21 protein-coding genes and 1 tRNA gene are annotated in these 19,803 nt (G+C 53.9%); 10 read left to right on the forward strand and 12 right to left on the reverse strand.

Annotation, left to right across the window (positions count from 1 at the left end):
* Positions 1 to 23: 23 nt before the first annotated feature.
* Together B9Y90_RS11755 and B9Y90_RS11760 are read right to left on the reverse strand one after the other, a co-directional pair.
* On the reverse strand, positions 24 to 866 hold the full coding sequence (locus tag B9Y90_RS11755; protein ID WP_085541331.1) for a heme/hemin ABC transporter substrate-binding protein: 843 nt from the start codon (positions 864 to 866) through the stop codon (positions 24 to 26).
* On the reverse strand, positions 866 to 3,010 hold the full coding sequence (locus B9Y90_RS11760) for a TonB-dependent receptor plug domain-containing protein (protein WP_085541332.1): 2,145 nt from the start codon (positions 3,008 to 3,010) through the stop codon (positions 866 to 868). The genes B9Y90_RS11755 and B9Y90_RS11760 overlap by 1 nt, the downstream gene beginning before the upstream one ends.
* Before the next feature lie 380 nt (positions 3,011 to 3,390).
* Between B9Y90_RS11760 and B9Y90_RS11765 the strand changes: the two genes are divergently transcribed.
* Entirely contained in the window at positions 3,391 to 5,070 is a 1,680-nt protein-coding gene (locus B9Y90_RS11765) for an ArnT family glycosyltransferase (protein ID WP_085541333.1), read from the forward strand.
* A gap of 29 nt (positions 5,071 to 5,099) precedes the next feature.
* Here the strand turns inward: B9Y90_RS11765 and B9Y90_RS11770 are convergent, their stop codons facing one another.
* Positions 5,100 to 5,393 (reverse strand): DUF1330 domain-containing protein, encoded by a 294-nt coding sequence (locus B9Y90_RS11770; protein ID WP_085541334.1) that lies wholly within the window; start codon positions 5,391 to 5,393, stop codon positions 5,100 to 5,102.
* Positions 5,394 to 5,626: 233 nt separating this feature from the next.
* Between B9Y90_RS11770 and asr the strand changes: the two genes are divergently transcribed.
* The gene (gene asr / locus B9Y90_RS11775) at positions 5,627 to 6,106 is read left to right on the forward strand and encodes an acid resistance repetitive basic protein Asr (protein WP_071842699.1); all 480 of its coding nucleotides are present in this window, start codon (positions 5,627 to 5,629) and stop codon (positions 6,104 to 6,106) included.
* Between the two features lie 391 nt (positions 6,107 to 6,497).
* On the opposite strand, the gene B9Y90_RS11780 is transcribed toward asr, so the two are convergent.
* The 6 genes from B9Y90_RS11780 to aspA form a co-directional block, all read right to left on the reverse strand.
* A tRNA-Phe gene (locus tag B9Y90_RS11780) sits at positions 6,498 to 6,573 on the reverse strand.
* A gap of 105 nt (positions 6,574 to 6,678) precedes the next feature.
* Positions 6,679 to 7,254: a transcriptional regulator gene (locus B9Y90_RS11785; protein WP_039289493.1), complete on the reverse strand. Its 576-nt coding sequence runs from the start codon at positions 7,252 to 7,254 to the stop codon at positions 6,679 to 6,681.
* Between the two features lie 38 nt (positions 7,255 to 7,292).
* Positions 7,293 to 9,062 carry a protein-disulfide reductase DsbD gene (locus B9Y90_RS11790; protein ID WP_085541335.1) on the reverse strand — a complete coding sequence of 590 codons (1,770 nt, stop codon included), beginning with the start codon at positions 9,060 to 9,062 and terminating at the stop codon, positions 7,293 to 7,295.
* On the reverse strand, positions 9,038 to 9,361 hold the full coding sequence (gene cutA, locus B9Y90_RS11795; RefSeq protein WP_039289498.1) for a divalent cation tolerance protein CutA: 324 nt from the start codon (positions 9,359 to 9,361) through the stop codon (positions 9,038 to 9,040). The genes B9Y90_RS11790 and cutA overlap by 25 nt, the downstream gene beginning before the upstream one ends.
* 87 nt (positions 9,362 to 9,448) lie before the next feature.
* Positions 9,449 to 10,750, reverse strand: a complete 1,302-nt coding sequence (locus B9Y90_RS11800) for an anaerobic C4-dicarboxylate transporter (RefSeq protein ID WP_085541336.1) — start codon at positions 10,748 to 10,750, stop codon at positions 9,449 to 9,451.
* 115 nt (positions 10,751 to 10,865) lie between these two features.
* On the reverse strand, positions 10,866 to 12,302 hold the full coding sequence (gene aspA, locus B9Y90_RS11805) for an aspartate ammonia-lyase (protein WP_008453774.1): 1,437 nt from the start codon (positions 12,300 to 12,302) through the stop codon (positions 10,866 to 10,868).
* Positions 12,303 to 12,646: 344 nt separating this feature from the next.
* On the opposite strand from aspA, the gene B9Y90_RS11810 reads away from it, so the two are divergent.
* The 4 genes from B9Y90_RS11810 to B9Y90_RS11825 all read left to right on the forward strand — a co-directional run bounded on the left by B9Y90_RS11810 (position 12,647) and on the right by B9Y90_RS11825 (position 15,721).
* Complete coding sequence (locus B9Y90_RS11810) at positions 12,647 to 13,123, forward strand: FxsA family protein (protein WP_008453773.1); 477 nt, start codon at positions 12,647 to 12,649, stop codon at positions 13,121 to 13,123.
* Between the two features lie 134 nt (positions 13,124 to 13,257).
* The gene (locus tag B9Y90_RS11815) at positions 13,258 to 13,551 is read left to right on the forward strand and encodes a co-chaperone GroES (RefSeq protein WP_008453772.1); all 294 of its coding nucleotides are present in this window, start codon (positions 13,258 to 13,260) and stop codon (positions 13,549 to 13,551) included.
* Between the two features lie 40 nt (positions 13,552 to 13,591).
* Positions 13,592 to 15,238: a chaperonin GroEL gene (gene groL / locus B9Y90_RS11820; protein WP_008453770.1), complete on the forward strand. Its 1,647-nt coding sequence runs from the start codon at positions 13,592 to 13,594 to the stop codon at positions 15,236 to 15,238.
* A 129-nt stretch (positions 15,239 to 15,367) separates the two neighbouring features.
* Positions 15,368 to 15,721 (forward strand): DUF4156 domain-containing protein, encoded by a 354-nt coding sequence (locus tag B9Y90_RS11825; RefSeq protein ID WP_039289510.1) that lies wholly within the window; start codon positions 15,368 to 15,370, stop codon positions 15,719 to 15,721.
* Positions 15,722 to 15,903: 182 nt separating this feature from the next.
* Here B9Y90_RS11825 and epmB read toward each other — a convergent pair whose 3' ends face one another.
* The gene (gene epmB, locus B9Y90_RS11830) at positions 15,904 to 16,932 is read right to left on the reverse strand and encodes an EF-P beta-lysylation protein EpmB (RefSeq protein WP_085541337.1); all 1,029 of its coding nucleotides are present in this window, start codon (positions 16,930 to 16,932) and stop codon (positions 15,904 to 15,906) included.
* A 41-nt stretch (positions 16,933 to 16,973) separates the two neighbouring features.
* Between epmB and efp the strand changes: the two genes are divergently transcribed.
* The 3 genes from efp (at position 16,974) to ecnB (ending at position 17,990) form a co-directional block, all read left to right on the forward strand.
* The gene (gene efp, locus B9Y90_RS11835; protein ID WP_008453764.1) at positions 16,974 to 17,540 is read left to right on the forward strand and encodes an elongation factor P; all 567 of its coding nucleotides are present in this window, start codon (positions 16,974 to 16,976) and stop codon (positions 17,538 to 17,540) included.
* Positions 17,541 to 17,604: 64 nt separating this feature from the next.
* Positions 17,605 to 17,739: an entericidin A/B family lipoprotein gene (locus B9Y90_RS11840; protein WP_039289517.1), complete on the forward strand. Its 135-nt coding sequence runs from the start codon at positions 17,605 to 17,607 to the stop codon at positions 17,737 to 17,739.
* Between the two features lie 104 nt (positions 17,740 to 17,843).
* Positions 17,844 to 17,990: a lipoprotein toxin entericidin B gene (gene ecnB / locus B9Y90_RS11845; protein ID WP_008453759.1), complete on the forward strand. Its 147-nt coding sequence runs from the start codon at positions 17,844 to 17,846 to the stop codon at positions 17,988 to 17,990.
* Positions 17,991 to 18,021: 31 nt separating this feature from the next.
* Here the strand turns inward: ecnB and B9Y90_RS11850 are convergent, their stop codons facing one another.
* Entirely contained in the window at positions 18,022 to 18,630 is a 609-nt protein-coding gene (locus B9Y90_RS11850) for a LuxR C-terminal-related transcriptional regulator (RefSeq protein ID WP_085541338.1), read from the reverse strand.
* 288 nt (positions 18,631 to 18,918) lie between these two features.
* On the opposite strand from B9Y90_RS11850, the gene sugE reads away from it, so the two are divergent.
* The gene (gene sugE / locus B9Y90_RS11855; protein WP_008453755.1) at positions 18,919 to 19,236 is read left to right on the forward strand and encodes a quaternary ammonium compound efflux SMR transporter SugE; all 318 of its coding nucleotides are present in this window, start codon (positions 18,919 to 18,921) and stop codon (positions 19,234 to 19,236) included.
* Here sugE and B9Y90_RS11860 read toward each other — a convergent pair.
* Positions 19,233 to 19,766: a lipocalin family protein gene (locus tag B9Y90_RS11860; RefSeq protein WP_085541339.1), complete on the reverse strand. Its 534-nt coding sequence runs from the start codon at positions 19,764 to 19,766 to the stop codon at positions 19,233 to 19,235. The genes sugE and B9Y90_RS11860 overlap by 4 nt on opposite strands.
* Positions 19,767 to 19,803: the final 37 nt, after the last annotated feature.

The raw sequence follows: 19,803 nt of genomic DNA on the forward strand, positions 1-19,803 counted from the left end.
CATCGCTCATTTCAACGTAATCTTTAATCGCTCTGGCCGGACTCAGGCCAAAACTGGTGATGCAGCAGCTCCACGGCCTCTGCGACGCGCGGGCCCATGCCCAGAATCAAAGCCTGATCGATAATGACAATCCGCTTGTTCTTCCAGGCGGAGGTGTGGGCGATCCCGGGAATAGCTTTCAGCGCTTCGGGGTTGCCCTGGGTCATTTGCGTTGTAGCAACGATGACTTCGGGGTTGGCGGCGATCATCGCCTCGGTGCTGTAGCTCTGGTATTGACGATGCCGGGCGATGTTTTTGGCTCCGGCCATGGTCAGGATTATGTCGGCCACGCTGCCCTCGCCGGCAACCTGCGGCACGCTGCCGCCCGCGGAGAGAATAAACATCGCTTTGACGGGGCGTGGCTTGAGCGCATTACTTTTGGCTATCTCCTCCAGCCGCTGTTTAAGGCTAGCAATCAACGCTTCTCCCTGCGGCTGGCGCTGTAGGGTCATCGCCAGGGTTTGAATGTTGGCGTACATCTGCTCGACGGTGGCAGGTACTCGCGGGAGCTGCAGGACATTCACCTTTGTCTTTTGCAACTGCCCGATGACGATTTGCGGCCCGGCGTCCTGCCAGGTAATGAAGCGCTCGGGCCGCAGAGACAAGATGGATTCGCTGCTGAGCTGCATCCAGGAGCCGATGTGCGGCAGCTTTTCCGTTTCCGGCGGCCAGGTGGTGGTTTCATCCACGCCAACGACCTGGCCGCCCGCGTCGAGGGCATAAACTAGTTCGCTCAGGGAGCCGCCAGCGACGACCAGGCGCTCGCTGGCCTGGCTGGAAAAAGAAGTGGTCAGCGCCAGTAGCGCGGCAAAAATACGTCTATTCATCAGAATTTCCACCCAAAGCCGAGGGCCGTGTTGAAGCCCGCTTCCGGGATAGATTCGTGGGCGGTTTGGTAGCGTTTGTTGGCCAGGTTGTTCAGCGCCAGGTTGACCAGGTACTGGTCGTTGTCACCAAACTCGGCGTTGACGGCCAGGTTTAACGTGGCCCAGCCGGGGTAGCGTCTTTCACCGTCGCCGGTGTTTTCTTTGGCGCGGGAAGCCGCGCGGATGAAGGCGTCGGAGGTGATATTCATGGCGTTGAGCATCAGCGTATGCCTGACCCCGAAGCGGCCATTGACGGCAGGCTCGCCGGTATCCCAGGTTTTCAGCGAGTCGCTTTCATACTGTCGGCGCAGGAGATTGCCGCTCAGGTAAGGGGAGATGGCCCAACCGTTGTACTCCGCGCTCAGCTCGATGCCGTAGGTTTTGGCGCGGTTGATGTTGTCGTAAAAGCGGTAGTTGGCCCGGGAACTGCTGCTGTTCCCCTGGCAAAGTGCTTGCCCTTCGCAGGCTCGTGATGCGACGTAATCTTTGGCTTCGGAGTAGTAGATCGTGCCGTCAATCAGCCACAGGTTGCCCTTGTAGCGGGCGCCGATTTCGTAGTTGTTGGAGTGTTCCGGGCGCAGATCAGGGTTGCCGTAAGTCACGCCGCCACCGGCGGAAGTCTGCATAAACTGCTGCACCAGCGTCGGGAAGACGTAACCTTGAGCAAAGGCCGCGCGTAGCTCGATATCTTTAAACCCGGAGTAATTCAGGCTGGTCGCCGCCACAAACTGGCTATCGCTGGCGGATTTGTTGCCGGTTGCGGTGTGAGTTGTGACGCCGCCTTCGGTTGTTTGCGTGCTGCTATTAATGAGTCTGGAGGAGAGCCAGTACTGGCGGGCGCCTGCTGTCCATGTCCAGTCATCGGCCAGATGCCACGCGTTCTGCGCAAACAGTGAGGTATTACTTTGTTCCGATTTATCCTGCGATTGGGTGCGGGTTTCAATATCAAAGACTCCGGTTTTAGCCGTCTGCCGCGTGTGGCCGCTGCCGCTCTGGTCTACCTTGTCGTGCTGATACTGCGCCCCAAGCACCAGGTCGTTCCCGGCGGGCAGGGAGAAGTTTGTTTGCAGCGTGACGCCCTGGGTGTACTGCTTGTCGTTGGTCTGGGTCTGATTTTTTACGCTTAGCGCCTGAATGGCCGGGGAAGGAATCGGTTGTGTGGTCGCGACTTCGTTTTCAAAACGACGTTCAACGGTCTGGCTGTAAGCATCCAGGTGGATTTTTTTCAGGTAATTGCCATCGACATCAATGTCGTAAAACAGCCCGATTTTTTCCCGAGTCATCTTCGGGATCCTGACACTAAAGGCGTCAAACTGCTGATCTGGATCGTTATACCAGGTTTGTGTGGCTAGGCGGTAGCGGTCGAGAGACAGGCCAATTTTCTGCCGATCAAAGCTGTAGCCCAGCCACAGCCCCTGGCCGTTATTACGGAAGTGCGTGTTATCCAACCGCCCGTCCGGGGTTTTTCTGTTGCCCTGGTCTGAGTAGCTGCCGTTGATGCGATAGTCGAACTGGCCGATGCTGCCCCAGGCGGCGGCGGATTCCTCCCAGCCTGCGGTGGCGGAGTTCCAGGTTGCTTTGACCAGCCCGCCCAGCGGCGTATCCCCACTTTTTTTGGTGATGAAATTCACCACGCCGCCAATGGCCTGTGAGCCGTAGAGCACGGAATAGGGGCCTTTAATGACTTCGATACGTTCCAGAGCCGATTCATCCACCAGCAGCCCCGCGCCGTAGTCCTGCCCGGCGCGTTGGTAAGTGACTTGCTGACCATCAATCAGAATCAACACGCGCGATGAAGCTTCTCCCCGGATGCGGATTTGCTTGCGCCCCGCGAGCGCATTATCGGTGACCTCTACCCCGGGAATATCTTTGAGGTCGTCTGCAATGGAGACGCTGGTGGAGTTTTCCAGCGCTTTACTGTCAACCACCTGAACGGTAACCGGGCTGTTCCAGAGGTTGGTTTCCGTGCGGCTGGCGCTGACGATAATGGTGTCATCGGGTGCGGCGTTTGGCTGTGCAAAAGCGGAATCAGGAGTGGCAAAAGCACCGGCAATAAACAGAGGTACGGCTGAAAAGGTCGCGTAGGCTTCACATTTCCCTGGCATAAACCCATCCTTGAGAACGTTAATGATATTTATTATCGTTCGCCTTTATATCCAGGAGTGGCGTACATATCCACCGTTTAACCTGCTAACCAGATGCAACTTTGATTTTGGTCAAAGGGAAAGGGGGCGTCAGTAAAAGAGGGGGTAACTTTCTGTGCCCGACGGCAGGACGTACCGTTTTTATGTTGCTAACCTGTTTATTTCCTCAACGAACTCATAAAAAAAATGCGGTGAGTCTGAAAAGACAAATGCCGTTTATTTTCCATTGCGTTGGCGCTTTGTAATGTCCTGTGGCGGGGAGAATCTATTATCCCGAACGTGTGTCCGACGACACACAACCAGAAACAATAAGCCAAATCATGTAAAGGAGTGATGTTTATATGTTGCAGCGCAGGGATGGAAAAATACTCCTTTTATTTATTATTTTTCTTATTATTTACCTGCTACCGGGAATATATAGCCATACGCCGTGGAAGCAGGATGAAAACTATACCTTTGGCGTGATTCAAACCATGTATGAAACGGGAAATTGGTTAGTGCCTGTGAATGCTGGTGAGCCGTTTATGGAAAAGCCGCCGCTTTATTACTGGACGGCAACGCTGATGGCACATTTATTCTCTGGCGTGATGCCGCTCCATGACGCTGCCCGAAGCGCGACGCTTTTGTTTTCAATTATCAATTTTTCCTTCTTTATTCTGTTGGCGAAAAGAGTGTTCCGCAGTGAAAGCCTGGCTGATTACCGTATCTGGCTGGCTTTTGCCGTTTATATCAGCGCCCCAGGCATCCTGCGCCATAGCCATGATATGTTCAGCGATACCGCGCTCACCGCAGGCGCAACCGTGGCGTTGTATGGCATTGTCGGGTTGATTCGCCAGGAAAAAGTGGCCGCCTCGGCGGTATGGCTTGGCCTGGGCACGATAGCAGCGATGTTATCCAAAGGCGTATTTGTTCCTGGCGTGTTATGGATAACTTTATTTTTAAGCGCTTTCTTTTTCACACAATGTCGGACTAAAGCGTTTTGGTATCCGGTTATTCTCTCAGGTTTGGTTGCACTTATTTTTATTCTTCCCTGGCCGGTTCTGCTTTACAGTAAACACCCCGATTTTTTTATGGCGTGGTTTTGGGAAAATAATATTGGCCGTTTCCTTGGTTTTTCCGTTGCTAAGCTTGGTGCCAAAGCAAACCTGATGCGAGTGCCTGAGGCTATTGCACTTTTTGCGCTCCCAGCTGGCATTTTGGCGACGCTCTATTTTCTTCGTCACCCACTTCAGCGGTTGAGAAATCAGGATGAGTATGCGATTACGTTTTTCTCGTTGCTAGGTGTTATTATTCTGCAGATGTCGGCCACCAGTCGTGCTTTATATTTAATGCCCTTTGTTGCACCCATGGCTATATTGGGCTCTCAGCTTCTGCCCGTAATAAAAGAGAAAGTGCTGCGTTATTTCTCCTGTTTTGCTGTCGGGCTATGGTCAGCTTCGCTTGCCGTGGTTTGGGGCATTTATCTGCTTAAGGTGGGGGGCGATCCAAAAGGCTGGCTGGCTCCGCTTGAGCGCTGGCTGCCGGCGAGCTACAAGCTGCATTTATCCTGGCCGCCGTTTGTGTTTGCCCTGGTCGTCACCGCGCTGTGGATTTGCCGGGGGCGTTTATCTGCGGCGCTTAACCCGGCGTTGCGGGCAGCATTCAGTTGGGGATTAGGCGTGACCGTTGTCTGGAGCGTGGCATTCACATTGATGGTGGGCTGGTTCGACTACAGTAAAGGCTATGAAGGGGTATTTAAGGATCTCAAAAGCCATCTGGCGGGGCAGTACTTGCCGAATGATTGCATGGCTTCTTACCGGCTGGGGGAGTCGGAAGCGCCGATGCTCTATTACTTTGCCGGGGTCCTGCACCAGCCACAAAAAACCTTCAGCAAGCCCGAGCGATGCCTCTGGCTGATTGTGCTTGGCGACAAACTGCAGCCCGCGCCGAAGGGAATGGTTTTTTTCTGGGAGGATAATCGCCCCGGTGAAAAGCGTAACAACCTGATGGTTTACCGGGGCGTTTCAGAAAATAACGGCTAAAAACCCAGCCTGGGCTGGGTTCGCAAGACTCAGCCAGGCAGGCCTTCCACAATAGAGATCATCGCTTCTGCGACGTTGGCCCTTTCCTGACGAGCGCGCTGGTATTCCGGTGAGTGGTAGCAGGCCAGCGCCGTTTCCATGTCGGCGAACTCAATGACGACATGCCGGGTGAAAGCCGCATAACCCTCTACAACTTCCGCTTTACCGCCTCTCGCCAAAAAGCGGGCGTTGTAACGCGTAAAGGCCGCCGGAGATAAATCGATATAGTTTTGATACTGCTTAGGGTCGTGAACGGTGACGTGGGCAATCCAGTATGCGGCCATGCTTTGCTCCTGTAGGGGGAAGTCTGTTTGTCAGCCAATCTAGCATAGCGGTGAACGGCCGTGTTGCCGGAAAGAGGCGGCATGATGCGATCGCTAATCGCCCAATTTGACTTTGTACATTTCATTACACGCCGATACCAATCACTCACTGAAGAGTTTGTTCCACACGCCTATAGTTCATTTCAACGGCCCCGCAGTGGGGTAAACACGAAAACAAATTCGAGGATGTCGAAATGAAAAAAGTATTAGCTCTGGTTGTTGCCGCTGCTATGGGTCTGTCTTCTGCCGCTTTCGCTGCTGACACTACCGCTACTGCACCTGCTGCTGCGCCGGCAACCACCGCCGCTGCTCCTGCTGCTAAAGCTCCAGCTGCAAAAGTAACGCATCATAAGAAACACAAAAAAGCTGCCGCTCAGAAAGCTCAGGCCGCTAAAAAGAAACACAAAAAAGCCGCTAAGCCAGCCACCGAGCAGAAAGCTCAGGCTGCTAAAAAGCACCACAAAAAAGCAGTAAAACCAGCTGCACAGAAAGCGCAGGCTGCTAAAAAGCACCACAAAAAAGCAGTAAAACCAGCGGCACAGAAGGCTCAGGCTGCTAAAAAGCATCACAAAAAAGCAGTAAAACCTGTTGCCCAGAAAGCGCAGGCTGCTAAGAAACACGTGAAAAAACATCACAAAGCTGCTGCAAAACCAGCCGTTAAGCCAGCAGCATAAGTTCAACGGGGCTACCCGTTAGCTTTAAGCGTTAACACAAACACCCGGCTTGCCGGGTGTTTCTTTCTGGAGTTCAGATAATGTTGCGACGCTACAGTTTCGAATTAATCCTCACCGCGCTGCTGACCTGCGGCCTGATCACGCTGAATTTTTGGCTTCAGTAGATTCCGTTCTTGGGTTCTCAAGAGCCACCAGTCCCTGCTTTCCTCAAAAATACAGGCCAGAACCTCGTTTAGAAATTAGTGCAGATTAGCGCTGTAGTTTTTATTTGGCTCTGGAAAAGTGGTTGGGAGAGGGCGATGTTGATGCAGTCGAATAATCATTCAATTCGATAAAGAGTTCACTTCCCCAAAAGCAAAAAACCAGCCCGTAGGCTGGTTCTTCTAAATAGTGGTGCCCGGACTCGGAATCGAACCAAGGACACGGGGATTTTCAATCCCCTGCTCTACCGACTGAGCTATCCGGGCAACGGGCCGCATTAAACCGTAAAGGCCGCCAGGCGTCAACGGCTTTGTCATAAAAATTACCTAAAACTATGCTGATTGCCTGCTTTTCAGTCAAAGGCAGCAAATTCAGGTTAATGCCCCGCCGGTGCGGCACAGCGCAAAGCGCAGAATATCTTCCGCGAGGGTTCTGGCCGTGTCGATATCAGCCTGACTTCGCTTCACCAATAGTTTGCTCAGGCAGCCTTCCAGCACTAGCTCCATTTGGTGCGCGACCATCGTTGGGTCGTCCACTTCCATTTGTGTGAGCAACTCGTGAGTGTACTCCCAGGCCGCTTTCTTCTGCTGGTCCGCTAGCTGGTGAATCGGGTGTGCGGCATCTGGATAGAAGGTACAGGCGGCAATAAACAGGCAGCCAGGATAGCGCTGGTTGCTCACGCATTCGGTCAGGGCGTGGTAGCGCTTAAGCAGCTTTTGCTCCGGCGTTAATTCTTCGTCCAGCATCAGCTGGCGGCGCCAGACATCCACCTGCGCACTTAAATAGCGCAGGGCGTCGTACAGCAGGGCTTCGCTGTCGGGCCAGAACTGGCGAACCTCAGCGATCGGGTAATCGGCTTCTTTCGCCACCATCTCCAGCGTCGTGCTGGCAATGCCTTCACGTTCAAGGACATGCAGGGCGTGCTCTAAAACTTCTTCGCGTTGCACGGTCTTCTCCTTACGTTTCCCAACGGATCAAGTGTTGTTTACTGGCTGCGATTGCGCAAATGCTCGCTGAACGTGGTGGCGTCCATAAAGCCCGTTACGCGGTCTGCCGGTTGTTCAACGCCGTTAGCATCAAAGAATAAAATGGTTGGCAGGCCAAGCAGCTGTAAATGCTTCAGCAGAGCTTTGTCGTCGGCGTTATTTGCCGTGACATCGGCCTGGAGTAAAACGGCGCCAGACAGCGCTTTTTGTACCTGCGGATCGCTAAAGGTGTATTTCTCAAACTCTTTACACGCCACGCACCAGTCGGCGTACAAATCGAGCATCACTGGTTTGCCTTTCGCCCCGGCTAGCGCCGCATCGAGCTGCTCAACGTTGGCTATTTTGTTAAAGCTGAGGTGAGGGAGAGCCTCAGCGGATGCGGGAGAGCCAAAAGCCCAGTCCTGCAGTGGGCGAGCGGCGACCAGCGCGGCACCCAGCAGGAGGATTTGCAGCACGCGTAGCCAGGGCTTCTTCGCCGCCAGACTGGTGATAAATGCCCAACCAAAGAAGGCGACGCCCAGCAGACTCCAAAGCCTCAGCCCCCAGGTGTCGCCCAGCACTCGTTCCAGCAGGAAGACCGGCAACGCCAGAATCACAAAGCCAAAGGCGGTTTTGACGCTTTCCATCCAAGGCCCGCTTTTCGGCAGCAGGCGATTACCGAAGACGGTGATCAGGATTAGCGGCAGGCCCATGCCCAGCGCGTAAAGGTAAAGCGTGCCGCCGCCGAGCCACATATTTCCGCTTTGCGCGATGTACAGCAGGATGGCGCTAAGTGGCGCGGTGGTGCACGGCGAGCAGATCAGACCGGCCAGCGCGCCCATAGCAAAGACGCCACCCGCTGAGCCGCCCTGCTGGCGGTTGCTCATCAGCGCCAGGCGCGTTTGCAGCGACGACGGCAGCTGCAGCGTGAACAGACCGAACATCGAGACAGCGAGCAGGATAAAGAGCGCCGACAGGCCAATCAACACATACGGATGCTGTAGCGCCGCCTGGAACTGAAGCCCCGCGGCGGCAACGACCAGGCCGAGTGCGGTGTAGGTCAGCGCCATACCCTGGACGTAAACGAAGGCCAGCAGCAGCGCCCGGGCGGTGGACAGGCGTTGTTTACCGCCCAGCACGATGCCGGAGATGAGCGGGTACATCGGCAGTACGCAGGGCGTGAAGGCGATGCCGATGCCGATCAGGAAGGCCCACAGCGCGGAGAAGGGGAGCGATGCGGGGGCGGAGTTGTCTGCACCCCTCACCCCGACCCTCTCCCCGGAAGGGGAGAGGGAGGAAGAAATATTGGCCTCATCCCTTGAAGGGGAAAGGGAGGAAGACACACTGGCATCGTTAGCCGACGCAGCAATAGCACTCAGCGGCACAACGCGTGTTTCCGGCGGATAACAGAACCCGGCTTCGGCGCAGCCTTGGTAGGTGACGCTGACGGACGAGCCTTTATCGGCGGAGTTAACCGTAATCGGCAGATTCAGCTGTTGGGTGAAGATCTCGGTTTTGCCGTAGAACTCATCCTCATGCGAGGTGCCTTTAGGAATAGTCAGGGGCGCAATGTCCGCGCTGGTTGGCACCACTTTTATCTGCTGGCGGTAGAGGTAATAGCCGGGTTTTATCTGCCAGTTGAGCGTCAGCTTGTGCTCAGCCTGCTGGAAGTCAAAGGCAAAGGCCTGATCAACCGGAACAAATTGGGTTTTATTTTGGGCGTCAAACAGCCCGGCGAAGACCTGCGAACTGAAAAGCAGCAGGACTAGCGTAATGATGCGTAAAGCCATGAGAGATATTCACTGTTTCCGTGTGCAACTGGCAGAACCAGTAGTTCAGGCGTTTGATAAGGGTGGTGGGTTTTCAGGCAGGCAAGCAGCGCCTCCTGGTGTTCCACGTCGCTCTTGAGCAGCATTTGGACTTCGTACTCCTGCTCCAGCTTTCCTTCCCAATAATAGAGCGACGTCGCGCCCGGGAGCAGCGTCACGCAGGCGGCAAGTTTTTCCGCCAGCACTTTCGCGGCCAGATCCTGCGCGCTGGCTTCATCCGGGGCGGTACAGAGTACAACGACAGCCTGGGTCATCGACATCGCAAACCTCATTAGGGGAGGAAACGGCATCGACTATAGCACGGGGAGGAGAAGACGGGCCGAATAACAGCCCGCCTTTGAAGAGATTTACAGCATTATGCTGCCGAACACGAAGCCGAAGCAGACCGCCAGCACCACGCCCATTGTGCCGGGAATAAAGAATGGATGGTTGAAGACAAATTTGCCGATGCGGGTTGTGCCGGTATCGTCCATCTGCACCGCGGCGACCAGCGTTGGATAGGTTGGCAGAATAAACAGGCCGGAGACGGCGGCGAAAGAAGCCACGGCGGTTAATGGCGAGACGCTGAGCGCCAGCGCCATCGGCATCAGCGCTTTGGCCGTAGCGGCCTGGGAGTAAAGCAGCGCGGAGGCAAAGAAGAAAATTACTGCCAGCAGCCAAGGGTGGCCCTGAATCACGCTGCCTGCAGTCTCTTTGATCCAGTCAATGTTTGCGGAAACGAAGGTATCGCCCAGCCAGGCTACGCCGAGAATACAAATACAGGCGCTCATCCCTGCTTTGAAGGTGCTGGAGCTAAGAATACTTTCGGTTTCCACACCACAAATCACGGTGGTCAGGGTGGCGACCGACAGCATAATAATCAGGATCGCATTGGTGGTATTCATCAGCGGCGTGGCGACAAGGCCAAGGCTTGGGCTGTTGACGATGGCATAGATAACCACGCCCACCACGCCGAGCAGGAAGAGGAATACGGAGGTTTTGGCGCGAGGCTTAAGCTCGATTTGCTTGTCGCCGCGCAGCTCGATCAGGCCTTCTTCCAGGCGTTTGAGGTAAACCGGATCGTTGGACAGCTTTGAGTCGAACAGAATAGAGACCAGGAATGACATCACCAGCACGGCCAGCAGCGTTGAGGGGATAACAACTGATAGCAACTGAATGTAACTGACGCCGTGGCCTTCCATCACTGACGACATGTAAACCACTGCGGCGGAAATTGGCGACGCGGTGATGGCTATCTGGGCTGAAACCACCGCCGTTGAGAGCGGACGGCAGGGCTTGATGCCTTGTTCTTTGGCGACTTCGGCAATCACCGGCAGCGTGGCCAGCGAGATGTTGCCGGTGCCGGCGAAAATGGTCAAAAACCAGGTCACAATGGGCGCAAGAATAGTGATGTATTTAGGATTCTTGCGTAGCAGTTTCTCGGTTTGGTGAACGAGGTAATCCAGACCGCCGGCGATTTGCATCGCCGAGATAGCCGCGATGACCGCCATAATGATCGAAATAACGTCGAAGGGGATGCTGCCAGGTTTTACGCCTATCGCCGCGAGAACCAAAACCCCCAATCCACCGGCGTACCCAATGCCTATCCCGCCAAGCCTTGCCCCCAGAAAAATCGCTGCTAACACGATGATGAGCTCGATGACTATCATGGTCGCTTCCTTGATGTTTTAATGAGATGAAAATGAAATGTTGTGTTTTCGTATACCGTTAAAATGAAAAAGGCACGTCCGACTGGACGTGCCTTTTGGCGTTTAGGTAGATGAATTATTGTTCGCTTTCATCGGTATAGCGCTTAGCTTTGTAGACCGGGTGCATCAGGTTGTGGACGGAGAAGATATCGTCCAGCTCGGCTTCGGTCAGCAGGCCGCGCTCCAGCACGACTTCGCGCACGCTCTTGCCGGTTTCCGCACAGATCTTGCCGACGATGTCGCCGTTGTGGTGGCCAATGAACGGGTTCAGATAGGTCACGATGCCGATGGAGTTGTACACGTAGCTCTCACACACTTCTTTATTCGCGGTGATGCCGTTAATGCATTTTTCCAGCAGGTTGTAGCAGGCGTTGGTCAGAATATGAATAGATTCGAACATCGCCTGGCCAATCACCGGCTCCATCACGTTCAGCTGCAGCTGACCTGCTTCAGAGGCCATGGTCACCGTGGTGTCGTTGCCGATGACTTTGAAGCAAACCTGATTCACCACTTCCGGGACAACCGGGTTCACTTTGGCCGGCATGATGGAAGAACCCGCCTGCAGTTCTGGCAGGTTGATTTCGTTCAGGCCAGCGCGCGGGCCGGAAGAGAGCAGACGCAGGTCGTTACAGATTTTGGACATTTTCACAGCGAGGCGCTTCAGGGAGCTGTGCACCATAACGTATGCGCCGCAGTCGGAGGTCGCTTCAATCAGGTCTTCCGCCGGCACACAGGCCAGGCCGCTGACTTCCGCCAGTTTCTGTACGGCCAGCTGCTGGTAGCCATCTGGCGTGTTGAGGCGGGTACCGATGGCGGTGGCGCCAAGGTTCACTTCCAGCAGCAGTTCAGCGGTGCGCAGCAGGTTTTTGGTCTCTTCAGTCAGCAGCACGTTGAACGCGTGGAATTCCTGGCCGAGGGTCATTGGCACGGCGTCCTGAAGCTGGGTGCGGCCCATTTTCAGGATCTCAGAAAACTCAACCGCTTTACGCTGGAAACCTTCGCCCAGTTGGTTGATGGCATCGATCAGTTTTACGATGGAGGCGTACACTGCGATGCGGAAGCCGGTTGGATAGGCGTCGTTAGTCGACTGGCATTTGTTGACGTGGTCGTTCGGGTTCAGGAACTGGTATTCACCTTTCTGGTGGCCCATCAGTTCCAGACCAATGTTGGCGAGGACTTCGTTGGTGTTCATGTTGACGGAAGTACCGGCGCCACCCTGGTAGACGTCTACCGGGAACTGATCCATGCATTTGCCGTTGTTCAGGACTTCATCACAGGCCTGAATGATGGTGTTCGCGATGCTCTTAGGAATGGTTTGCAGTTCCTTGTTCGCCATTGCCGCCGCTTTTTTCACCATCACCATGCCGCGTACAAATTCCGGTATGTCACTGATTTTACTGTTGCTAATGTAGAAGTTTTCAATCGCTCTCAGAGTATGAACGCCGTAGTAGGCATCCGCTGGCACTTCCCTGGTACCCAACAAATCTTCTTCGATACGAATGTTATTTAACATGTGAACCTTCTTAGTAAAGCTGCAGATAAATGCACTGTTTTATTCACACACACGATATGTGGTTGTGAGCTTAATAGGCCGACGATTATGTCCATATTCGACCGCGTTAACGTGATGATATGCTGATGATAGCGAAAAGCAGTAACCTGGATCACTTATTAAAAGCCGCCACGCATAACAATTATTAATATGTGATATAGGTCAATAGTTGAAAATTTCCAGAAAAAATTCACGCAATAAACATTGATCTTTGTCTACAGCGTCGCCATCTCCCCCCTACGCGTAATTGCTAATCTATTTTTCGCGAGACCATTAACGGGCTCGCCCGATGACAGGAGCGTATAGTGCGCTGGATCCCGCTTATTGCCGTTTTCCTCTATGTTTACATCGAAATTTCGCTGTTCATACAGGTGGCACATGTTCTGGGGGTCTTTATGACCCTGATTCTGGTCATTTTCACTTCGGTGATTGGCCTCTCTCTGGTGCGTAACCAGGGTTTTAAAAACTTGATGCTGATGCAGCAGAAGATGGCGGCCGGCGAAAGCCCTGCGGCGGAGATGATCAAAAGCGTCTCGCTGATCATGGCCGGTATTTTGCTGCTGCTGCCGGGCTTCTTTACCGATTTCCTCGGCCTGCTGCTGCTGTTACCGCCGGTGCAAAAGCATCTGACGCTGAAGCTGATGCCGCATTTGCGCTTCTCCCGTATGCCAGGCGGCGGTTTTAGCGCCGGTAGCGAAGGCGGCAATACATTTGACGGCGAGTTTCAGCGTAAAGACGACGCGCCAAAGCGCCTCGACGACCAGCACCGGGACGATCGTTAAATTTTAGTTTTTTTTGTTTTCCCCCCTTGAAGGGGGGAAAGCGCATCCCCATTAATCAGGTCACCAGCCGATTACCCCTGTGGGACGGCGTTACCTAACTATCTGATACTGACTTTCTCAAAGGAGAGCTATCAATGAGCATTCGTCCATTACATGATCGTGTCATCGTCAAGCGTAAAGAAGTTGAATCCAAATCTGCGGGCGGCATCGTTCTGACTGGCTCCGCAGCGGGCAAATCAACTCGTGGCGAGATCATCGCTGTCGGTAAAGGCCGCATCCTGGAAAACGGTAGCGTGCAGCCGCTGGACGTGAAAGTGGGTGACATCGTTATCTTCAACGATGGCTACGGCGTGAAGTCCGAGAAAATCGACAACGAAGAAGTGCTGATCATGTCCGAAAGCGACATCCTGGCAATTGTTGAAGCGTAATTTGACGCACGAACCTGAACGAATTTGAGGAACAGAAGAAATGGCAGCTAAAGACGTAAAATTCGGTAACGACGCTCGTGTAAAAATGCTGCGCGGCGTTAACGTACTGGCAGATGCAGTGAAAGTTACCCTCGGTCCCAAAGGCCGTAACGTGGTTCTGGATAAATCTTTCGGTGCACCGACCATCACTAAAGATGGCGTTTCCGTAGCGCGTGAAATCGAGCTGGAAGACAAGTTCGAAAACATGGGCGCACAGATGGTGAAAGAAGTTGCCTCTAAAGCGAACGACGCTGCAGGCGACGGTACCACCACCGCAACCGTACTGGCTCAGGCTATCATCACCGAAGGTCTGAAAGCCGTGGCTGCGGGCATGAACCCAATGGACCTGAAACGCGGTATCGATAAAGCCGTTGTTGCCGCTGTTGAAGAGCTGAAAGCGCTGTCCGTGCCGTGCTCTGACTCTAAAGCGATTGCTCAGGTGGGTACTATCTCCGCTAACTCCGACGAAACCGTAGGTAAACTGATCGCTGAAGCGATGGATAAAGTCGGTAAAGAAGGCGTGATCACCGTTGAAGACGGTACCGGTCTGGAAGACGAACTGGACGTGGTTGAAGGTATGCAGTTCGACCGCGGCTACCTGTCCCCATACTTCATCAACAAGCCAGAAACTGGCGCTGTTGAGCTGGAAAGCCCGTTCATCCTGCTGGCTGACAAAAAAATCTCCAACATCCGCGAAATGCTGCCAGTGCTGGAAGCCGTTGCGAAAGCAGGCAAACCACTGGTTATCATCGCTGAAGATGTTGAAGGCGAAGCACTGGCTACCCTGGTGGTTAACACCATGCGTGGCATCGTGAAAGTGGCTGCGGTTAAAGCACCTGGCTTCGGCGACCGCCGTAAAGCTATGCTGCAGGACATCGCTACCCTGACCGGCGGTACTGTTATCTCTGAAGAGATCGGTATGGAGCTGGAAAAAGCGACCCTGGAAGACCTTGGCCAGGCTAAACGTGTTGTGATCAACAAAGACACCACCACCATCATCGATGGCGTGGGTGAAGAAGCCGCTATTCAGGGCCGCGTTGGTCAGATCCGTAAGCAGATCGAAGAAGCCACTTCTGACTACGACCGTGAAAAACTGCAGGAACGCGTAGCGAAACTGGCAGGCGGCGTAGCGGTAATCAAAGTTGGTGCTGCTACCGAAGTTGAAATGAAAGAGAAAAAAGCTCGCGTCGACGATGCCCTGCACGCTACCCGTGCTGCGGTTGAAGAAGGCGTGGTTGCCGGTGGTGGTGTAGCGCTGGTTCGCGTTGCCGCTAAACTGGCTGGCCTGACCGCTCAGAACGAAGACCAGAACGTGGGTATCAAAGTTGCGCTGCGCGCGATGGAAGCTCCTCTGCGTCAGATCGTTTCTAACGCCGGTGAAGAGCCATCCGTTGTTACCAACGCGGTGAAAGCGGGCGAAGGTAACTACGGTTACAACGCTGCGACCGAAGAATACGGCAACATGATCGACTTCGGTATCCTGGACCCAACCAAAGTGACTCGTTCTGCTCTGCAGTACGCGGCTTCCGTTGCGGGCCTGATGATCACTACCGAGTGCATGGTTACCGACTTGCCTAAAGGCGATGCTCCTGACTTAGGCGCTGCTGGTGGCATGGGCGGCATGGGTGGCATGGGCGGCATGATGTAATTCGCCTTAGCACCTTGTGTTAAAGAAACCCTCAGTCAGAAATGTCTGGGGGTTTTTTCTTTTGTTCACACTCTGGTATAAGTGCTTACCGGGCAATAACGGCTCAATACCTTGATTACGGGGAATAACATGCGCATGAAAGTCTCATCAGGAGTGGTTGTGGCAGCGCTGCTGCTGGCAGGATGTAGCACGGGCAATCAGCTTAGCTCTGGCGGCCAGAGCGTTCGTTTTGTTGAAGACAAACCAGGTAACGAATGCCGCTTATTAGGCACCGCGACCGGGGAACAGAGCAACTGGCTGTCTGGCCAGCACGGTGATGAGGGCGGTTCTATGCGCGGCGCGGCAAACGCACTGCGTAACAATGCGGCCGAGATGGGCGGCAACGTGCTGTACGGCGTAAGTAGCCCAACCCAGACGCTGCTCTCGAGCTTTGCGCCAACGGCTAGCCAAATGACCGGCCAGGTTTATAAGTGCCCGAACTGATTCGGTAAGTATTACCCTCACCCCGGCCCTCTCCCTCAGGGAGAGGGAGAAAAACGGAAGAAAGCCAGAGGGTTCCCTCTCACTGGTAAGGGATAAAGTTGTGGGGCTTCTTCTACAGTTGCAGGCTGCACTGAACGGTTCCCTCTCCTGGGGGAGAGGGTTAGGGTGAGGGCGTTACGCTCTCACTTTTGCCGTAGCTGCAAATCCAGCGGCGTCTTACTTGGCTCTCCGCCTATCTCTCTCGCCAGCTTCGGCACCATATAGCCAGAAACCAGCGTCAGCAGCTCACGCATAATCGCCCGGGCCTCTTCGTCTTCCACCATAAAGTGTGCCGCACCCTGCACTCGGTCGAGCACATGCAGGTAATACGGCATCACGCCCGCATCAAATAGTGCATTACTTAGGTCAGCCAGAGTTTGCGCCCTGTTGTTCACGCCGCGCAGCAACACGCTTTGATTCAGCAGCGTGACGCCCGCCTGGCGTAGCTTCGCCATCGCCGAGCGGAAATCGTCGCCAATTTCCTGGGCGTGGTTAATATGATTAACCAGCAGCACCTGAAGCGATGAGCGGGCGATTCTTGCTGCCAGCACATCGGTAATCCGCGCCGGGATAACTATCGGCAGGCGGCTGTGAATGCGCAGGCGCTTGATATGAGGAATGGCCTCCAGCTCGCTCATCAGCCAGTCCAACTCGTGATCTTTGGCCATCAGCGGGTCGCCGCCGGAGAAAATAATTTCGTCCAGCTCAGGATGTTCGCTGATATACGCCAGCGCCGTTTGCCAGTTGCGTTTATTGCCCTGGTTGTCGGCATACGGGAAGTGGCGCCGGAAACAGTAGCGGCAGTTTACGGCGCAGCCGCCTTTTACCAGCAGCAAGGCGCGGTTGCGGTACTTATGCAGCAGCCCAGGGACGACGCTGTGCTGCTCTTCCAGCGGATCGGTGGTGAAACCGGGTGCGGCAACGAACTCCTGCTTTGCCGTCAAAACCTGGCGCAGCAGAGGGTCGTTAGGGTTGCCTTTTTCCATCCGCGCGACGAAAGCGCGAGGGACGCGCAGAGCAAAAAGACGCCTTGCTTCACGCCCGGCGAGCAGTTCTTCATCGTCGGCTACATTTAAAATGTGCAGCAGTTCATCAGGATCGGTTATAACATCGGCAAGTTGCGCTAACCAATCTTCTCTGTGAGGGGGATTTAGGGTTACAATGTGTGCCATTTTTTTGGCTAAGCTACCAGTTAACAAATTCAGAGGGCCTTATGGCGACTTATTCTAGCAACGATTTCCGTGCCGGTCTTAAAATCATGATGGATGGCGAACCGTACGCGGTTGAAGCCAGCGAATTCGTAAAACCGGGCAAAGGCCAGGCATTCGCGCGCGTTAAGCTGCGTCGTCTGCTGACCGGTACCCGCGTTGAGAAAACCTTCAAGTCTACCGACTCTGCAGAAGGCGCTGACGTTGTCGATATGAACCTGACTTACCTGTACAACGACGGTGAGTTCTACCACTTCATGAACAACCAAACCTTCGAGCAGCTGGCTGCGGACGAAAAAGCCGTTGGCGAAAACGCTAAATGGCTGCTGGACCAGGCTGAGTGCATCGTGACCCTGTGGAACGGCCAGCCAATCTCCGTTACCCCACCGAACTTCGTTGAGCTGGAAATCGTTGAAACCGATCCAGGTCTGAAAGGCGACACTGCAGGGACCGGCGGCAAGCCAGCAACCCTGAGCACCGGCGCTGTGGTTAAAGTTCCGTTGTTCGTTCAGATCGGCGAAGTCATCAAAGTTGACACCCGTTCTGGTGAATACGTTTCTCGCGTGAAGTAATTCTCGTGAAGGTTCGCGGCGCGGCGCCTGAGGCACGCGCCGCTGCTTTATCAGGGCAGGGAAGATGAACCGTTTGCTGAAACAAATTCTTTTTATCTCGCTGCTGGCCGCTGCGCTGTCGGGTTGTAATACCACGCGTGGGTTTGGCGAAGACTTGCAACATCTCGGCGGCGCCATTGAGCGCGTAGCCAATAAATAATCCCCTCCAGTTATCCTAAATCGCCTCGCTTCTCCTTCGTTGTTCATTTTTTTAGCTATGCTTAACGAGCTATACACAAACAACATAGGTATAAGGAAAAGCTCATGATTAAGAAAACTATTGCTGCGTTTTTCTCTCTCGTCGTTCTTTCATCCTTGTTGACCGCCTGTAACACGACCCGCGGCGTGGGCGAGGATATTCAAAGCGGCGGTAAAGCTATTTCTGGTGCGGCAACAAAAGCGCAGGAATAATGATTTTCGGTACGGCGATTGTGCCGTACCGTTATTCTAAAACGGCTTCCGGAATGTTTAAAAAAAGCGATAATCGATTGTCGGCTCCCAGCTTTAATCGAATATTTCGCTTGTAGGTGTAAACTGTTTTTACGCTTATTCCCATAACTCTGGCAATATATTCATTATTCGCCTCTTCCTTCCAGAGTTTTAGTATTCTCTCTTCGCGTAAGGTCAATAATGGCGTAATATGTCGTTTCACTTCACGGAATGGCGGGCGAGTTGCAATAGTCTGCTGAATCAGAGTCGTTAATGCCGATAATGATACTGACTTATCCCAAATATCGGTAGTGCCTTGCGTCGCGCAGTACTCGGCAATGGTGGGGTGTTGCCCGCTTTGCAGCAACAGCAGGCGTGTCGTATCGCCACAGGCGGAATAAATAGCCGAAAGCTGTTGGATATTATGCAATGCGGTTGAGAAACTGTTGAAGTCGGCGATCACCATATTCGGCTGCCATTTAATAATTTTTTCCCGGGCGAGAAGTAAACTGTCTGTCTCTAAAATACTCACTGCCGTAGCCAGATTATTTTTCTGATTGAGCAAGTGCGTCAGTCCCTGACGGCTGAAGTAACACCTATCAACCAATAATATTTTATACATTTTCACGCTTCACGTTAATCATTACTGCGGCGTTTGCAGGCTGGCAAACCACGTTTTATCATATGAACAAATTTGCCAAAATGAATCACGGAAATGCGCGCGAATTCGCTGTCAATTCCAGGCTTAGCAAGGCCCGGCGAGTGAAACGATTATTTCATCGCGCGGCATTTGGATACGGATTTTCAGGCAACCGTTTGAGTGCTAAAATCATCTTCTCACCTAAGCCTTACGGGACGACCCGCAAGCGCATCTCACACCGGGGACGGCCCCATTTTTACTGGAGCTGTTATGGCCTGGATCGTACTGTTGATTGCTGGATTACTGGAAGTTGTTTGGGCAGTAGGACTGAAATATACCCACGGTTTTAGCCGCCTGTGGCCTAGCGTTATTACCATCGTCGCGATGGTTGTCAGTATGGCCTTGCTCGCCTGGGCGATGAAAACGCTACCTACAGGAACAGCCTATGCGGTGTGGACCGGGATCGGTGCCGTCGGTGCGGCGATTACCGGCATTCTATTGCTGGGAGAGTCGGCTAACCCGATGCGTCTGGCTAGCCTGGCTCTGATTGTGGTCGGGATCATTGGCCTGAAACTTTCCACGCATTAACTGCCCCGTTGTTTCACCCAAATCAGTTTATCCACCGCAAAGCCCTGGCGGGCGGCGATAGCCAACAGCTGTTGTTTGAGGTCGCGGCTGATGGTTGGCGTGCGGGACAGGATCCACAGATAGCTGAGGTCCGGCCCGCACACCAGCGCATGGCGGTAGTCTTTATCCAGCGCAATCACGTTATAGCCGCCGTAGAACGGGCCAAAGAAAGAGACTTTTAGCGCGGCAACGCTCGGGTCTCCGGTGAAGTAAGCCTTCCCTTCGGCCTGCTGCCACATCTGCCTGTCAGGATTAAACCCGCGGTTTATCACGCGCAGGCCGCCGTCATCCATAAAACTGTAGGTGGCCGTGACCTGATTCAGGCCGCTTTCAAAGCTGTGGTCCATCCGGGCAATTTCATACCAGGTGCCGATGAAACGTTTTGCCTCGAAGTTTTGCACGACCGTGACGCTGGGGGGAGGAGTTGGGGCACTACAGGAGACAACGAATAATGCGACCGCAAGCGCGGTGACAGCAGGCCAAATGCGCATAGCAGATTCCTTCCAGGGTTTTTTAGCTAAGTGTAGA

Origin of the sequence: Cedecea sp. NFIX57 (assembly GCF_900177785.1) — a bacterium.
GTDB lineage: Bacteria > Pseudomonadota > Gammaproteobacteria > Enterobacterales > Enterobacteriaceae > Cedecea > Cedecea neteri_C.

Bases quoted from the DNA above. Each gene is read 5' to 3' on its own strand.
- B9Y90_RS11755 (WP_085541331.1), bottom strand. From the start codon at position 866: ATGAATAGACGTATTTTTGCCGCGCTACTGGCGCTGACCACTTCTTTT.
- B9Y90_RS11760 (WP_085541332.1), bottom strand. From the start codon at position 3,010: ATGCCAGGGAAATGTGAAGCCTACGCGACCTTTTCAGCCGTACCTCTG.
- B9Y90_RS11765 (WP_085541333.1), top strand. From the start codon at position 3,391: ATGTTGCAGCGCAGGGATGGAAAAATACTCCTTTTATTTATTATTTTT.
- B9Y90_RS11770 (WP_085541334.1), bottom strand. From the start codon at position 5,393: ATGGCCGCATACTGGATTGCCCACGTCACCGTTCACGACCCTAAGCAG.
- asr (WP_071842699.1), top strand. From the start codon at position 5,627: ATGAAAAAAGTATTAGCTCTGGTTGTTGCCGCTGCTATGGGTCTGTCT.
- B9Y90_RS11790 (WP_085541335.1), bottom strand. From the start codon at position 9,062: ATGGCTTTACGCATCATTACGCTAGTCCTGCTGCTTTTCAGTTCGCAG.
- cutA (WP_039289498.1), bottom strand. From the start codon at position 9,361: ATGTCGATGACCCAGGCTGTCGTTGTACTCTGTACCGCCCCGGATGAA.
- B9Y90_RS11800 (WP_085541336.1), bottom strand. From the start codon at position 10,750: ATGATAGTCATCGAGCTCATCATCGTGTTAGCAGCGATTTTTCTGGGG.
- aspA (WP_008453774.1), bottom strand. From the start codon at position 12,302: ATGTTAAATAACATTCGTATCGAAGAAGATTTGTTGGGTACCAGGGAA.
- B9Y90_RS11815 (WP_008453772.1), top strand. From the start codon at position 13,258: ATGAGCATTCGTCCATTACATGATCGTGTCATCGTCAAGCGTAAAGAA.
- groL (WP_008453770.1), top strand. From the start codon at position 13,592: ATGGCAGCTAAAGACGTAAAATTCGGTAACGACGCTCGTGTAAAAATG.
- B9Y90_RS11825 (WP_039289510.1), top strand. From the start codon at position 15,368: ATGCGCATGAAAGTCTCATCAGGAGTGGTTGTGGCAGCGCTGCTGCTG.
- epmB (WP_085541337.1), bottom strand. From the start codon at position 16,932: ATGGCACACATTGTAACCCTAAATCCCCCTCACAGAGAAGATTGGTTA.
- efp (WP_008453764.1), top strand. From the start codon at position 16,974: ATGGCGACTTATTCTAGCAACGATTTCCGTGCCGGTCTTAAAATCATG.
- B9Y90_RS11840 (WP_039289517.1), top strand. From the start codon at position 17,605: ATGAACCGTTTGCTGAAACAAATTCTTTTTATCTCGCTGCTGGCCGCT.
- ecnB (WP_008453759.1), top strand. From the start codon at position 17,844: ATGATTAAGAAAACTATTGCTGCGTTTTTCTCTCTCGTCGTTCTTTCA.
- B9Y90_RS11850 (WP_085541338.1), bottom strand. From the start codon at position 18,630: ATGTATAAAATATTATTGGTTGATAGGTGTTACTTCAGCCGTCAGGGA.
- sugE (WP_008453755.1), top strand. From the start codon at position 18,919: ATGGCCTGGATCGTACTGTTGATTGCTGGATTACTGGAAGTTGTTTGG.
- B9Y90_RS11860 (WP_085541339.1), bottom strand. From the start codon at position 19,766: ATGCGCATTTGGCCTGCTGTCACCGCGCTTGCGGTCGCATTATTCGTT.